The 14,738-nt window shown below is 64.2% G+C and carries 16 protein-coding genes; 5 read left to right on the forward strand and 11 right to left on the reverse strand.

All coding sequences use genetic code 11. From position 1 onward, the window contains the following. Position 1: 1 nt before the first annotated feature. From glyS to IF803_RS10790, 6 genes are all read right to left on the reverse strand, one after another. Positions 2-2,098: a glycine--tRNA ligase subunit beta gene (glyS, locus tag IF803_RS10765; RefSeq protein ID WP_461192131.1), complete on the reverse strand. Its 2,097-nt coding sequence runs from the start codon at positions 2,096-2,098 to the stop codon at positions 2-4. Continuing rightward, the gene (locus tag IF803_RS10770) at positions 2,098-3,033 is read right to left on the reverse strand and encodes a glycine--tRNA ligase subunit alpha (protein WP_461192132.1); all 936 of its coding nucleotides are present in this window, start codon (positions 3,031-3,033) and stop codon (positions 2,098-2,100) included. The genes glyS and IF803_RS10770 overlap by 1 nt, the downstream gene beginning before the upstream one ends. A 177-nt stretch (positions 3,034-3,210) precedes the next feature. Beyond that, the gene (locus IF803_RS10775) at positions 3,211-3,402 is read right to left on the reverse strand and encodes a hypothetical protein (protein WP_026193154.1); all 192 of its coding nucleotides are present in this window, start codon (positions 3,400-3,402) and stop codon (positions 3,211-3,213) included. 116 nt (positions 3,403-3,518) lie between these two features. Beyond that, the gene (locus tag IF803_RS10780; RefSeq protein WP_461192133.1) at positions 3,519-4,430 is read right to left on the reverse strand and encodes a S49 family peptidase; all 912 of its coding nucleotides are present in this window, start codon (positions 4,428-4,430) and stop codon (positions 3,519-3,521) included. Between the two features lie 245 nt (positions 4,431-4,675). Next, positions 4,676-5,479: a tRNA1(Val) (adenine(37)-N6)-methyltransferase gene (locus tag IF803_RS10785; RefSeq protein WP_461192160.1), complete on the reverse strand. Its 804-nt coding sequence runs from the start codon at positions 5,477-5,479 to the stop codon at positions 4,676-4,678. 16 nt (positions 5,480-5,495) lie between these two features. Then, a complete protein-coding gene (locus IF803_RS10790; RefSeq protein ID WP_461192134.1) occupies positions 5,496-5,723 on the reverse strand; it encodes a putative signal transducing protein in 228 nt (75 codons plus the stop codon). Positions 5,724-5,858: 135 nt separating this feature from the next. Here IF803_RS10790 and IF803_RS10795 point away from each other — a divergent pair, with 135 nt between their 5' ends. After that, positions 5,859-6,869, forward strand: a complete 1,011-nt coding sequence (locus tag IF803_RS10795) for a polyprenyl synthetase family protein (RefSeq protein WP_026193158.1) — start codon at positions 5,859-5,861, stop codon at positions 6,867-6,869. A gap of 176 nt (positions 6,870-7,045) precedes the next feature. Here the strand turns inward: IF803_RS10795 and IF803_RS10800 are convergent, their stop codons facing one another. After that, entirely contained in the window at positions 7,046-7,885 is an 840-nt protein-coding gene (locus IF803_RS10800) for an AraC family transcriptional regulator (RefSeq protein WP_461192135.1), read from the reverse strand. Between the two features lie 238 nt (positions 7,886-8,123). Here IF803_RS10800 and IF803_RS10805 point away from each other — a divergent pair, with 238 nt between their 5' ends. Then, positions 8,124-9,365: an ABC transporter substrate-binding protein gene (locus IF803_RS10805; protein ID WP_461192136.1), complete on the forward strand. Its 1,242-nt coding sequence runs from the start codon at positions 8,124-8,126 to the stop codon at positions 9,363-9,365. Between the two features lie 223 nt (positions 9,366-9,588). Next, complete coding sequence (locus IF803_RS10810; RefSeq protein ID WP_411782003.1) at positions 9,589-10,692, forward strand: mandelate racemase/muconate lactonizing enzyme family protein; 1,104 nt, start codon at positions 9,589-9,591, stop codon at positions 10,690-10,692. 106 nt (positions 10,693-10,798) lie between these two features. Here the strand turns inward: IF803_RS10810 and IF803_RS10815 are convergent, their stop codons facing one another. Further along, entirely contained in the window at positions 10,799-11,170 is a 372-nt protein-coding gene (locus IF803_RS10815) for a hypothetical protein (RefSeq protein WP_461192137.1), read from the reverse strand. Between the two features lie 193 nt (positions 11,171-11,363). Between IF803_RS10815 and IF803_RS10820 the strand changes: the two genes are divergently transcribed. Continuing rightward, positions 11,364-11,588 (forward strand): hypothetical protein, encoded by a 225-nt coding sequence (locus tag IF803_RS10820; protein ID WP_461192138.1) that lies wholly within the window; start codon positions 11,364-11,366, stop codon positions 11,586-11,588. 90 nt (positions 11,589-11,678) lie between these two features. Here IF803_RS10820 and IF803_RS10825 read toward each other — a convergent pair whose 3' ends face one another. From IF803_RS10825 to IF803_RS10835, 3 genes are all read right to left on the reverse strand, one after another. Next, positions 11,679-11,816, reverse strand: coding sequence for a hypothetical protein (locus IF803_RS10825; RefSeq protein WP_304496512.1), 138 nt, complete (start codon positions 11,814-11,816; stop codon positions 11,679-11,681). A 21-nt stretch (positions 11,817-11,837) separates the two neighbouring features. Beyond that, a complete protein-coding gene (locus tag IF803_RS10830; RefSeq protein ID WP_016848368.1) occupies positions 11,838-12,272 on the reverse strand; it encodes a cupin domain-containing protein in 435 nt (144 codons plus the stop codon). Between the two features lie 321 nt (positions 12,273-12,593). After that, the gene (locus tag IF803_RS10835) at positions 12,594-13,250 is read right to left on the reverse strand and encodes a glutathione S-transferase (RefSeq protein ID WP_461192139.1); all 657 of its coding nucleotides are present in this window, start codon (positions 13,248-13,250) and stop codon (positions 12,594-12,596) included. 174 nt (positions 13,251-13,424) lie between these two features. Between IF803_RS10835 and IF803_RS10840 the strand changes: the two genes are divergently transcribed. Further along, complete coding sequence (locus IF803_RS10840; RefSeq protein ID WP_461192161.1) at positions 13,425-14,648, forward strand: polyhydroxyalkanoate depolymerase; 1,224 nt, start codon at positions 13,425-13,427, stop codon at positions 14,646-14,648. Positions 14,649-14,738 lie beyond the last annotated feature (90 nt).

Consider the following 14,738-nt stretch of genomic DNA (forward strand, 5'->3'; position numbering starts at 1 on the left):
ATCAGCCCTCGATCCGGGAGAAATCCGCCACCGCACGCGTCGCGGCGCGGATCTCGTTGAGGAGCTTCAGGCGGTTTTCGCGCACCTTCGGATCGTCGTCGTTGACCTTGACCTTGTCGAAGAACGCATCGACCGCCGGACGCAGCTTGGCCATCGCGCTCATCGCGCCGGCAAAGTCTTCCTTGGCGACGGCGGCGGAGGCCTCGGCCTTCACCTGGTCGATCGCCTTGGCCAGCGTCTTCTCTTCATCGAGCTTGTAGAGCGCGGCGTCAGGCGCGCCGTCGAAGGTCCGCTTGTCCTTCTTCTCCTCGATCGCGAGAATGTTGCTGGCGCGTTTCGTGCCAGCGAGCAGGTTTTTGCCGTCGTCGCTGTCGAGGAATTTGCCGAGCGCCTCGACGCGCCGGACGACGAGCAACAGATCGTCCTGGCCACCAAGCGAGAACACGGCATCGACGAGATCGTGACGCGCGCCCTGATCGCGGAGCTGAACCTTCAGGCGGTCGGCGAAGAAGGCGAGCAGATCGTTCGGCAGCGTTTCGGCATCGGCCTTGAGCGACAATCCGAGCAACGCGGATTTGGCCGTCTTCAGGATCGGCAGGCGCAGCGTATTCTCGACGATCAGCCTGATCGCGCCGAGCGCCGCCCGGCGCAGCGCGTACGGGTCCTTCGATCCGGTCGGCTTCTCATCGATCGCCCAGAACCCCGCGAGCGTATCCAGCTTGTCCGCCAGTGCCACCGCGACGCTGACCGGATCGGTCGGCACGCGATCGGTCGGCCCCTGCGGTTTCCAGTGCTCCTCGCTGGCGGCGGCGACGGAGGCATCCTCGCCCTGCGCCAGCGCGTAGTACTTGCCCATCAAGCCCTGCAACTCCGGGAATTCGCCGACCACTTCGGTCAGCAAATCCGCCTTGGCGAGGCAAGCGGCGCGCCTGGTTTTCGCGACATCGGCGCCGACCAGCGGCGCGATCTCGGCGGCGAGCCGCTCGATCCGCTTGATCCGCTCCGCCTGGGTGCCGAGCTTCTCATGGAACACGATCTGCTCGAACTTCGGCAGCCGGTCCTCGAGCTTGGTCTTGAGGTCCGTCTCGTAGAAGAACTTCGCGTCCGACAGCCGCGGACGGATCACGCGCTCATTGCCGGCGACGATGGTCTTGCCGCCGTCGGGCGCCTCGATGTTCGCGGTCAGCACGAACTTGTTGGTCAGCTTGCCGGTCTTGGTATCCCTGACCACGAAGCACTTCTGGTTGTTGCGGATGGTGGCGCGGATCACCTCATCCGGAATCGACAGAAATTCCTTCTCGAACGATCCCATCATCACGACCGGCCATTCGACGAGGCCGGAGACCTCGTCGAGCAGCACCTGATCCTCGACCAGTTCGAGGCCCTGCGCGAACGCCAGCTCCTTGGCGTCCTCGAGGATGATGTCCTTGCGCGCCTGCGGATCGAGGATCACCTTCGCGGCCTTCAGCTTGGCCTCGTAATCCTCGAAGCGGCGCACGGAGATCGCACCCGGCGCCATGAAGCGATGGCCATAGGTGGTCTGCCCGGCCTCGATGCCGTCGACCGAGAACTTGACGATGTCGGGCTCCTCGGTCTCCAGACCGAAGGTCGCGGTGATGGCGTGCAGCGGGCGCACCCAGGTGAGCGAGCCTGATTTGGCCGAGCGCGCGCCCCAGCGCATCGACTTCGGCCAGGGGAAGGTGCGGATGATCACCGGCAGCATTTCCGCGATCACGTCGATCGCGGCGCGGCCGGGCTTTTCGATCAGCGCGATGTAGAAGTCGCCCTTCGGATCTTTCTGGATCTTCGCTTCATCCAGCGATTTGAGACCAGTCGCTTTCAGAAAGCCCTGCACCGCCGCATCCGGGGCGCCCATCTTCGGGCCGCGACGTTCAGTCTTCAGATCAGGCTGGCGCGCCGGAATCCCGTGCACGGTGAGCGCCAGACGGCGCGGGGTCGCGAACGCCTTGGCGCCTTCATAGACCAGGCCTTCGGCGACCAGCTTGTCGGTCACCATGCGGCGCAGATCGTCGGCCGCCTTGGCCTGCATGCGCGCGGGAATTTCTTCGGAGAACAGCTCGAGGAGAAGATCGGGCATCAGGCCGCCCTGCCCGTTTCAGTGTGGATCCATGCCTCGCCGCAGGCCTTCGCCAGGTCGCGCACGCGCCCGATATAGCTCTGCCGCTCCGTCACCGAGATGACGCCGCGGGCGTCGAGCAGGTTGAACACGTGGCTCGCCTTGATGCACTGGTCGTAGGCCGGCAAGGCCATCAGATGTTCCTTACTGTTGCCACCTTCGCGCCAGCCGGCGGCGAGATATTTGCGGCAGGCCTCTTCCGCCATCCTGAATTGCTCGAACAGCATCGCGGTGTCGGCAACTTCGAAATTGTGCCGTGAGTATTCCTGCTCGGCCTGCAGGAAGACGTCGCCATAGGTGACCTTCTCGGCGCCCTCGCGGCCGTTGAAGTTGAGATCGTAGACGCGGTCGACGCCCTGCACATACATCGCGAGCCGCTCGAGCCCGTAGGTGAGCTCGCCCGCGACCGGCGCGCATTCGACGCCGGCGACCTGCTGGAAGTAGGTGAACTGCGACACCTCCATGCCGTCGCACCAGCACTCCCAGCCGAGACCCCAGGCGCCGAGCGTCGGGCTCTCCCAGTCGTCCTCGACGAAGCGGATGTCATGGACGGCGGCGTCGATGCCGATCGCGGCCAGCGACTTCAGGTACAGTTCCTGAAGGTTCGCCGGCGACGGCTTCATGATCACCTGGAACTGGTAGTAGTGCTGGAGGCGGTTGGGGTTTTCGCCGTAGCGGCCGTCCTTGGGCCGCCGCGAGGGCTGCACATAGGCGGCGTTCCAGGGCTTTGGCCCCAGCGCGCGCAGCGTGGTCGCGGGATGGAAGGTGCCGGCGCCCATTTCCATGTCGTAGGGCTGCAGGATGACGCAACCCTGCTCGGCCCAGAACCGCTGGAGGGCCAGGATGAAGCCCTGGAACGAACGTTCCGGGCGCATGTGGTCAGGCAGGGCGTCCATCGTTGGAATCGATCTCGCGAGGGGGTGTGAGGCGCGCGGGACCGTATCGGCGGCAGCCAATGGAATCAAGGCGATGGGAGATGTTTAGCGTCATTCCGGGATGGTCCGAAGGACCAGACCCGGAATCTCGAGATTCCGGGTTCGATGCTGACGCATCGCCCCGGAATGACCACGATGTTAGCCCGGGCGATAGGCCCCGGTCACGGGGTCGCGGCGAAGGGTCTTGATTTCGCCCGCGCGGGTGGCCTCGGCCACGCGGGACAATCGCGCCTCTTCGAGTTCCTGGTTGATCCGGACGGCCGTCTTGTACGCCCAGCGGACCACGGCCAAGCTTCCCAAGACGCCTGCGAATGCAATCAGCGGCGGCATCGGTCGATCCTTGTCGTTCACGTCTGTCAGGCCCCCAATGCCGAGCATTCTCGCGCAAGGTGGCCTGCGCCGCAATCGCGGTTTTGGGACTAAATGGCGCGCTCACATCCCTGTGTTCACAGCCCGAATCTGGCCCAAATCGCACGGGTTTCCAGCGCCGAGATCACCTCGTCCGGCAGCGCGGCCAGCCCATCCAGCGCCGCCAGCGACCCTGCCCCTGGCGCCCGCCGGCCCAGCAGGCCGGACAGCAAGCCGCTGGCCGGCGCAATCACCGGGGTCAGCACCTTGTCGCCATAGCGGGCCCGCAGCGTGGAGCGGATGTCGCCGATGCCATCGGCGAGCCCGAGACCGATCGCGGTATCGCCGGCCCAGTACTCACCGGTGAACAGCACGTCGTCGGTGCCCTTGAGCCGGCCGCCGCGGCTCTGCCTGACCAGCGCGATGAAGATCGCATGGATCTCGCGCTGGATCGCCTTCAGCCGGGCGACGTCATCGGGGTTCTCGGGAAGGAAGGGGTCGAGCATCGCCTTGTGGCTGCCCGCGGTATAGAGCCGGCGCTCGACCCCGATCTTCTTGATCAGCCCCTCCAGGCCAAAGCTGCCGCCGACCACGCCGATCGAGCCGAGGATCGAGGACGGATCGCAATAGATCTCATCGCCCGCGCAGGCGATCATGTAGCCGCCGGAGGCCGCGACGTCCTCGACGAACACCAGTACCGGGAGCTTCTTCTCGGCGGCGAGTTGCCGGATGCGCAAATAGATCTGCCGCGACTGCACCGGCGAGCCGCCCGGCGAATTGATCACCAGCGCCACCGCCTTGGCATTCCGCGTACCAAAGGCGCGCTCCAGCATCTTGGCGACGCCGGAGAGTGTCATGCCGGGCCGCAGCGGCGTCACCGCACCGATCACGCCTGCCAGACGCACCACCGGCACGACGGCCGCACCGCGCCTGAAGCGCGCCGGCAACATTGCCTGCACGCGTTCGAGCAGTCCCGAACGTCCAGCGTGATCACTTCTTTGTTCACTCATGCCGTTACCTCGAATTAACCACTTTTTATCACGCCACTGTCATTGGAATCCGTGGAACGCGTTTTGCATTTTGTCATTGGGGCTGCAATGCGCGAGCGGAGAGGGACTCATGAAAATCTATCTGCTGATTTTGCTGATCGGTACACTCCTGGCGGCGATCCACTTCACGTCCACGCCGGACCGCCAGTCGGAAACGGCTTCGCGGTGATTTAGTGCCTCTGACAACGTGGGCAGCGCCCTGCCCGCTAGCGCCGCGCCAGCGGCAATTCCCCCTTCCCAGCCAACACCTCCTGCACCCATTTATTGGGCACGCCTGACTCTTCATTGAGCAGCAGTGCGGCATGGAGCCGCGTCGGCGCCCGGCCGCCCTTGGTCGCCCGCACCAGGATTCGGATCGCCGGCGACGTCCCGTCGCCGTGAACCGGCAGGATCTCGACACTGCCAAAACCGCGATCCAGCGCGGCCAGCACCTCGGCAATGCCGTCGGCCCGCCAGATCAGCGCAAGCTGCCCGTTCGACTTGAGAATTCGCCGCGCCGCGTGGACCCAGCCGGCCAGCGTGGTCGCGGTCGCGACATGGGCGCGCTCGCGTACACCGTCCGGCGAGGCGCGATGCCGCGACGGATCGTTGAACGGCGGGTTCATCAGCACGACGTCAGCGCTATTGGGCCCGAGGCCGGAATCATCGAAGGCCGCGGCGCCGGCTTCGACATCAAGCACGATCACCTTTGCCAGGATCGCGTTGGTGCCGGCGTTATTCCGCGCAAGCTCGGCCAGGGCCGGGTCGATTTCGACCAGAACGAGATCGATCCCCCTCACCCGCCGCGCCACCGCCAGCCCGGCCGCGCCGACACCGGAGCCGAGATCGACGACGCGGTCACCTGATCGAGCCGGCGTCGCCGCGGCGAGCAGGATCGCGTCATGGCCGGCACGGTGGCCGCTGCGGGGTTGCCGCAGGCGCAATTGGCCACCGAGAAATCCGTCTTCGGTGATCCCGGCCGCCGGAGACTCCTTTTTTGACGCGTTTTCTTCACGCGAACCGGGGTCCACTTCGCTTGAAAACGTTCTAATCATCGGCCCGCAATTCGTGGCCGAGGCCGGCCTCGGTCAGGAGCTGGCGGGCCTCGTGGCTGTCGTCCTCATGCACCAGGATCCGCCGCGGCAGCACGCCGAGCGAGCCCTCGATGATGCTCATGTTCTGGTCCAGCACCAGATGATGGATGTTAGCGCTGTCGAGCAGCGCGCCAATGGCGGAGACCAGCACCATGTCATTGGTCCGTACCAATTCCCGCAAAATACGCTCTCCTGTCGCCCCGGCTGTGCGGCACTTGCGCCACATGTCAATAACTTGATGGCCTTGCCGCTGCACCGCGCAGTTTCTATTGTTATAGCTGAGCATAGTGCGTATTCGGCAAAATTGGAGACCAGCGTGGCGGTTATTGTACCCTTCGAAAGCCCGTCCAATGCTTCGATCGACGGGCTGGTGGGACTTGTCGCCGCCGACATGGAGCGCGTCAACGCGACGATCCTTTCGCGGACCGGTTCCGAGGTCACCATGATCCCCGAGGTCGCCAATCACCTGATCTCCTCCGGGGGCAAGCGGTTGCGTCCGATGCTGACGCTGGCGATGGCCCAGCTCGCCGACTATTCCGGCGACGGCCATATCAAGCTCGCCGCCGCGGTCGAATTCATGCACACCGCGACCCTGCTGCATGACGACGTGGTCGACGAGAGCGAGCTGCGCCGCGGCAAATTGTCCGCGCGGATGCTGTGGGGCAACGAGGCCAGCGTGCTGGTCGGCGACTTCCTGCTCGGCCAGGCGTTCCGGATGATGGTCGAGGTCGGCTCGCTCCGCGCGCTCGACATCCTGTCCGCCGCCGCCGCCACCATCGCCGAGGGCGAGGTGATGCAGCTTGCCGCCGCCAAGAACACCGCGACCACCGAGGACGAATATCTCGCCGTGATCCGCGGCAAGACGGCGGAGCTGTTCGCCGCGGCCTGCGAGGTCGGCCCGGTGATCGCCAACCGCCCGAAGGCCGAGCAGACCGCGTGCCGCTCGGTCGGCATGAATCTCGGCATCGCCTTCCAGCTCGTCGACGACGTGCTCGACTATGGCGGCAAATCCGCAAAACTCGGCAAGAATGTCGGCGACGATTTCCGCGAGGGCAAGATCACGCTCCCGGTGGTGCTCGCCTTCCGCCGTGGCAACGACACCGAGCGCAAATTCTGGATCCGCGCGCTGGAGCGCGGCGAGATCGGATCGGCCGACCTCGACCACGCCATCGGCCTGATGACCAAGCACCGCGCCCTCGAAGACACCATCAGCCGCGCCCAGCACTACGGCGCGATGGCCGTCGACGCGCTGGCGCTGTTCCCGCCCTCACCGATGAAGACGGCGCTGGAAGAGGTCGTCGCATTCTGCCTGGCGCGCTCTCATTGATCTAGGCACCCGCGAGCAACAAGACGCTGTCGTCCCTGCGAAGCAGGGACCCATACTCCGCGGCGAGAGTTGTAGGCGGGACTCGTCATTCCAGCGTCACGCAAATAACAAGCATCGGTGGTTATAGGTCCCTGCTTTCGCAGGGACGACACCAGGGTTTGCTGCACCGGCGCCCGCTACTCCTTCACCGGCACCCAGATCTCCAGCCCGCCATTGCCGGTGCTCGCGTCGAACTTCTCGTCGTAGCGCTCGAAGTTCGGCGCGTCGGCGACCTTCATGCCGGATTGCGGCAGCCAGCGGTTCCAGATCGTGTTGACGGTGCGGCGGATCGTCGAGATGTGGTCGGTGTGCGTGAACACGACGTATTTCTGCTCGGGAATGCGGACGCGCGCGAACTCGCGCGGCAGGTCGGAGAAATCAGCGACCTCGACGCCGGCGATGTAGTCGAAATTGCCGGCATCGTCACCGTTGCAGCAGACGCCATAAGCGACGTTGCCGACCTGGCGGGGGATGTGCGCGCATTGCTGGTGGAAGCCCTGCCATTGCTTCGGAATGCCGGCATCGCTGCCATTGTCGTGATTGTAACGCTCGCCGATGCCGGCGACGAGGAACGCCTTTCCGGTGGCAATGCGCGGCGGATCGATGTGGTCGAGAGCTGTCGAGATCATGGTGATCGGCTCCTGGAGATTGAGCTTCGTCAGGCACGTTGTCGCGCGCACCGTCTCGGGCGTGACGCCGAAATGGTCGCGAAACGCGCGGGTGAATGCTTCGTGGGAGCCGTAATCCGCATCCAGCGCGAGGCTGAGAATATCGGGTGCACCGGCCGCGAGTTGGCGCGCGGCTTCGCTGAGGCGGCGCGCCCGCACATAACGCATCACCGAGAACCCGGTCGCTTCCGCGAACGCCCGTACCAGATGGAAGCGCGAGACGCCCGCAACGGCGGCAATCTCGTCGAGCGTCAGCGGCGCGCCGAGATGGCTTTCGATGTACCAGAGCGCCTTCTGGGCTGGATTCATGGACGACGGCCTTCCTGCAAAGCTCGGGCATCATGCACGGCTGCCGCGCGCGGCATTTGACAGTCCTTGCTGCCCGGCGGTGAAACCGTGGTTCCGCTCCACGGAAATTTACCCGCAAAGCCGTCGCTGGCAACAATGTTGCAATCGTGCATACTCGCCGACGCATCGATCCGACGGCTCATCAAGCTGCCCGATAATCAAGACTGCAAGAGCCGCGGCCAGCATGTCAGGGAGGACAATGATGCACCACCAACGCTTGAGCTATGCCAACTGCGTCAAGTCCGCGGCGCTTGCGGGGCTTTTGACGATCGCCTTCGCAAGCGCAGCCAACGCGCAGAAGAAATACGATCCGGGCGCAACCGACACCGAAATCAAGGTCGGCAACATCATGCCCTATTCCGGTCCGGCGTCCGCCTACGCCACGATCGGCAAGACCGAAGCCGCCTATTTCAACAAGCTCAACAGCGAAGGCGGCATCAACGGCCGCAAGGTCAACTTCATCTCCTACGATGACGCCTACTCACCGCCGAAAATGGTCGAGCAGGCCCGCAAGCTGGTCGAGAGCGACGAGGTGCTCCTGATCTTCAATCCGCTGGGCACGCCGGGCAACACCGCGATCCAGAAATACATGAACGCCAAGAAGGTGCCGCAGCTGTTCGTCTCCACCGGCGCGGCCAAGTGGAATGATCCGAAGAACTTCCCGTGGACCATGGGCTGGCAGCCGAGCTACCAGGTCGAAGCGCGCATCTATGCCAAGTACATTTTGCAGAACTATCCGGGCAAGACCATCGGCGTGCTCTACCAGAACGACGATTTCGGCAAGGACTACCTGATCGGCCTGCACGACGGGCTCGGCGAACAGGCCAAGAAGCTGATCATCGTCGAATCCTCCTACGAGACCTCGTCGCCGACGGTGGATTCGCAGATCGTGCAGATCAAGGGCGCCAACCCCGACATCTTCGTCAACATCGCCACGCCGAAATTCGCGGCGCAGGCGATCAAGAAAGCCGCCGAGCTCGACTGGCATCCGGTGCAGTTCCTGACCAACGTCTCCGGCTCGATCGGCGGCGTGATGAAGCCGGCTGGCTATGAAGCGAGCCAGGGCGTGCTGTCCACGGCGTATCTCAAGGACCCCAAGGATACCGAGTGGAAGAACGATCCGGCGATGACCGAGTGGCGCGCCTTCATGACCAAATGGTATCCCGAAGGCGACCTCGACGACGCCGCGACCGTATTCGGCTATGGTGTCGCCAAGGGGCTCGAGCAGGTGTTGCGGCAGTGCGGCGACAATCTTACCCGCGAGAATCTGATGAAGCAGGCGGCCAGCCTCAACTTCGAGATCGGCATCTATCTGCCCGGCACCAAGATCAAGACCGGGCCGGACGACTATGCGCCGATCGAGCAGTTGCAGATGATGCGCTTCAAGGGCGAGAGCTGGGAGCGGTTCGGCCCCATCATGAGCGGCGAGAAGAGCAGTTGAGGGCTTTCCTCCACAGCTTTGCGGTTCGTGATGCCCGGCCGTGCGCCGGGCATCCACGTCTTCGACATGATTCACGAGCAAGACTTGTCGCAAGCAAGACTCGTTACGAGCAAGATTTGCGATGGCCGGAACCCAGACCAGCCGAAGCGACGCCGTTCTTCAGGCTCAAATGTCCGGCCACCACGAATTCCAGGCACATCCTGCGATCGGAAGGACAACAACAATGAAAATCACCGACGTCCGCGCCCACCATATCCGCATTCCCTACGACGCCGGGCCCGCGAGCTTCCGCCAGGGAGCTTCCGCGATCTCGGCGCTCGACATGGTGCTGGTCGAGGTTTCGACCGATGCCGGCCTCACCGGCTGGGGCGACGCCTTCGCCTATGTCTGCCCGAAGACGAGTTGCACGGCGGTGGCCGAGATGATCGCGCCGCAGGCGCGCGGCCTCGAGGTGCCCGACGCGGCCAGCATCCCCGCCGCGATGGAGCAGATCCAGCGCAACCTGCATCTGTTCGGCCGCTACGGCATCACGATGTTTGCGATCTCGGCGCTCGACATCGCGCTGTGGGATCTCGCCGGCAAGGTGAAGGGCGTGCCGCTGTATCAACTGATCGGCGGCGCGAAGCGCAGCACGATCCCGGCCTATGCGAGCCTGATGCGGATCGGCAATCCGGCGCATATCGCCGCCGAATGCAAGAAGGCGATCAAGCTGGGCTATTCCGCGATCAAGCTGCACGAGACCACCGTGCCTGCGGTGGCCGCCGCGCGCGAGGCGATCGGCCCCGGCGTGCCGCTGATGGTCGACATGAACTGCCCGCTGGACGGACCCGCGGCGATCCAGTTCGCGCGCGACTGCAAGCAGGCCGCGCCGCTGTTCCTGGAGGAGCCGGTCTGGCCGCCGGAGGATTTTGCGACGCTCGCCGAGGTGCGCAGAGAAGGCCGGCTCGATATCGCGGCCGGCGAGAACGCCTGCACCGTGCATCAATTCCGCCAGATGATGACCGCGGGCGCGGTCAGTCACGCGCAGCCCTCCGTGATCAAAGTCGGCGGCATCACCGAATTCCTGAGGGTGGCCGTCCTCGCCGACGAGTTCGGCGTCCAGGTGATTCCGCACTCGCCCTATTTCGGGCCGGGCTTTCTCGCCACGCTGCATCTGATGGCGATCCGCGACGCGGGGCTGATCGAGGTGTTCTTCATGAAGCGTCCCGCCTGCCTGTGGGGCGACCGCATCGACGTCGACGCCAACGGCCATGTCGCCGTGCCGCAGGGCCCCGGACTCGGTTACGAGCCGGATCGCGACGTGATGGAGAAGTATCGGGTGGCGTAGCTGAGACACGCTTCCTGTCATTGCGAGGAGCGAAGCGACGAAGCAATCCATCGTTCCGCACGCGCGGTGGGATGGATTGCTTCGTTTCGCTCGCAATGACGGTTTTCTACTTCGTCCCGTCCTTCGCGGCGGGCGCGGCATCCTTCGCCGGCGGCGCGTCGGCTTTCTTCTTCAGGTCCTCGGTGAGCTTGACCTGCGCGGCCTGCAGATCGGTGACGAGCTTCTGCAAGCTCGCGACCGAACTCTGCAAGCTCACGATCTGCCGGTTGGCGGCATCGAGCTTTTGCTGATGATCCGATGTGAGCTTGTTGATCGTCTTCTGCAGGAAATCGATATTGCTCTGCAGACAGCTCGTGCGCCGCTCCATGGTTTTCTCGACGGTGCAGATCTCGATGCCGGGAACGTCCTGCGCATGCGCGGTTGCGGCGACGCCGAGTGCAAGCGGAGCCAGCAAGGCGAGAACAAAACGAGCGGTCATCGGCGTCTCCGGGCAAATGCGTCATTCACAGTTTTGTGCTCGCGACGCTGAAAGCGAGGCAGACATACCACACTGAAACCGCATTCAAGCGGTGTGCTTCACCCATTACGGGACTACTCGTGGGGACGGGGGCCTCGGAACTTGTTTGGTTCGATCCCTTTTGGCTCGGCCTTGGGCAGTGGAGACAGATCGCATGGCAACGCGCGAAAAACGGATGGCGCAATTCGACGGCAATGGCGAACCTGCGCCGGAACAGCGCGTGGAAGTACTTTGTGAGGATCATAGCGGAACGTATCAGCTGCCGTTCGCCTGCCGCTTCGTCAACGGCCAGTGGCGCAATGACACCACCGGCGGCGCGCTGGAAGCCAACGTCATCGCCTGGCGGAAGCCGCGCGAGAAGCAGGCGGGCATGGTCTGAGGCCGGCATCGGCGCGCGCTGTTTCAAAACGCGACGCGCGCGCACCTTGTCTTAAGATTTGGAACGCGGGTGGAACGAACCGCGTCCGAATCACTGATCGAGCAGCGTACCGCGTTGTTCACGGCTAGATGTGGTCATCAGCCCGAGGCTGCGCACCACATACAGAACCATGACGATCGGCCGCAGCCAGCGGCCGATAACAAAGGTTAACTCCTCCGCAGACGACATTGCGATCCCTCTCGTTGGCGATCATTTCCACGGCGTGATCGGCGGCACCGTTTCGGTCGCCGGCGGCACGTCCACGGTCTTGAAATCGGCGGGGCTGACGATCTCGAGGTATTCCATGTCCTTCGAGTAATCGAACAGGTAGTGGGTGATGCCGGGACGCTGATGGATGACGTCGCCGGCCTCGACCAGCGTCTCCTTGTCCTCGTACATGAAGCGCGCCCAGCCCTTGGTCATGATGACGATCTGAAAATCGCACAGATGCTTGTGCCAGCCGGTGCCCTGCTCCGGCGGCATGTCGGGATTGGCCTTGACCAGATGGCAGATCACCTGCCCGCTGGTGGCATCGGCGATGCCAAGATCGCGATACAGGAAGAAGTCGCGCAGACCTCCGCCCTTGAACTCGGTGTCACCGGGTTTGACGTGGGAAAATTTGCTGACGACGGCGTGCTGGTTCATTTCAAGCCTCCACGGTTCTCGTGTTCGCGAGATCGCGGCGCGGCTCAGCGTCCAAATTTTCGGCAGCGTCGCATCGTCGCGGTCACAGCTCGGTCATTGCCATGCGAAATCCTTGCCAGCCGGGTTGGGCTGCGGCGAACCGTCTCGCCATGCGCTGGTATCGCCGCGCAAGCATTTGGAGCGAGGCGCGAATTTGCGCCTCGACGGCTGTCGTGCACACCCGTCGCGTGGCGCCAATGCCTGACGCCGACGGCACGTCCATTGAGCAAGGCTTGCCTCGTGCTTGAGCCGCCGATGCAGGCAAGCCGACCCGGGCGCTGCCTAATATTCGACCTCGAGCTCCTCGACGTCGGCCGGCTCCGCCTTCGCGGCCTCGATCCATTCCTGCATCTCGGGCATCGTCATGATGGTGCTGGCATACACCGCAAACGCAGGCTCGAGCTTGACGTCATAGGTCATGAAGCGGGTCACGACCGGCGCATACATCGCGTCCGCCATGGTGCGGCGTTCGCCGAACAGGAACGGCCCGCCCGATGCGCCGAGGCAGTCGCGCCAGATGGTGCAGACGCGGTCGATGTCGGCCTGCGCCCGCGACCAGATCTTGAAGCCGGGGAAATGGCCCTTGAGATTGACCGGCAGCGAAGAGCGCAGCGTGGTGAAGCCGGAATGGATTTCGCCCGAGATCGAGCGGCAATGCGCGCGCTGGATCCGGTCTTCCGGCAACAGCCCGGCATGCGGCATGATCTCGTTGAGATACTCGCCGATCGCCAGCGTATCCCAGACCGTCGCACCGTCATGGCGCAGGCAGGGCACCAGGATCGAGGACGACAGCAGCAGCAGCTCGGCGCGGGCCGACGGGTCGTCGGGTGCGGTGACCACCTCCTCGAACTCGAGCCCGGCGAATTTCGCCAGCAGCCAGCCGCGCAGCGACCAGGAGGAGTAATTCTTGCTGCTGATGGTGAGTGTCGCTTTCGCCATATCGGTCCCTCACGCCTGAACGCGTCCTCAGCTCCCGGACATCGCGCGCCGGTTCAGCCGCCGCGCACCCGGCGCCATCGGTTTTTGCAGCAAGCCACGTGCCAATTTGCCGGGCGGCCGGCCCCGCCTCTGGCGTCGATATTGCATGGCAAGCCGGGCCACGGGTGGATGCGTATGATGTCAATGCTGTACCAGGCCTATCAAAACCACATGGACCTCACCGCGCCGTGGCGAACCGGAGCCGCGGCGGCGTTGCGCTATCTCAATCTGGTGCCGCGCGGCGCGTCCTACCGGACGTTCGGCCGGCTCGCCGCCGCGCTCGAGCTGATCTCGCGCTCCAGCCTGAGCTATGCCCGTCCCGAGTACGGCATCGGCAGCGTGACCGTCGGCAACAGGGAGTTAGAGGTGACGGAGGAGGTCGCCTATGCGACGCCGTTCGGCTCGCTGCTGCATTTCAGGAAGGTGGACGGACCGGAGCAGCCGCGGCTGTTGCTGGTGGCGCCGATGTCCGGGCATTTTGCCACGCTGCTGCGCGGCTCCGTGAAGACGCTGCTGCAGGACCACGACGTCTACATCACCGACTGGCACAACCCGCGCGACATCCCGCGCAGCAAGGGCCGCTTCGGGCTCGAGGACTACACCGACCATCTGATCGACTTCCTCGGCCAGCTCGGCCCGCGCGCGCATATGGTGGCGATCTGCCAGCCTTCGGTGTCGGCGCTGGCGGCCGCCGCGATCATGTCGGAAGACAATCATCCGGCGCGGCCGGCCTCGCTCACCCTGATGGCCGGGCCGATCGACACAAGGATCCAGCCGACCAAGGTGAACGAATTCGCCAAGAGCAAGCCGATCAAATGGTTCGAGGACAATCTGATCAATTACGTGCCGATGCAGTGCAAGGGCGCGTTGCGTCAGGTCTATCCCGGCTTCGTGCAACTCACGGCGTTCGTGTCGATGAATCTGGAGCGGCACATCAAGCAGCATATCGATCTGGCCGATCATCTCGCCAAGGGCGAGACCGCCAAGGCCGCGGTGATCAAGACCTTCTACGACGAATATTTCGCGGTCATGGATCTGCCGGCGGAGTTTTACATCGAGACGGTGCGCGACGTGTTCCAGGAGCATCTGTTGCCACAGGGCATGTTGATGCATCGCGGCCGCCCGGTGAATCCGGCAGCGATCCGGCGCATGGGGTTGATGACGGTGGAAGGCGAGAAGGACGACATCTGCTCGATCGGCCAGACGCTCGCCGCGCAAGACCTCTGCACCGGGGTCCGCACCTATCGCAAGGTGCATCACATGCAGGCCGGCGTCGGCCATTACGGCGTGTTTTCCGGCAAGCGCTGGAACAACGAGATCTACCCGCTGCTGCGCGATTTCGTGCATGTGAATTCGTGAGTGATTCCCGGTAGCCCGGATGAAGCGAAGCGCAATCCGGGAAGGTGTTTCTGCGGAGAAGCCGGCCCCGGATTTCGCTCCGCTTCATCC

This window comes from Bradyrhizobium sp. UFLA06-06 (assembly GCF_054820065.1).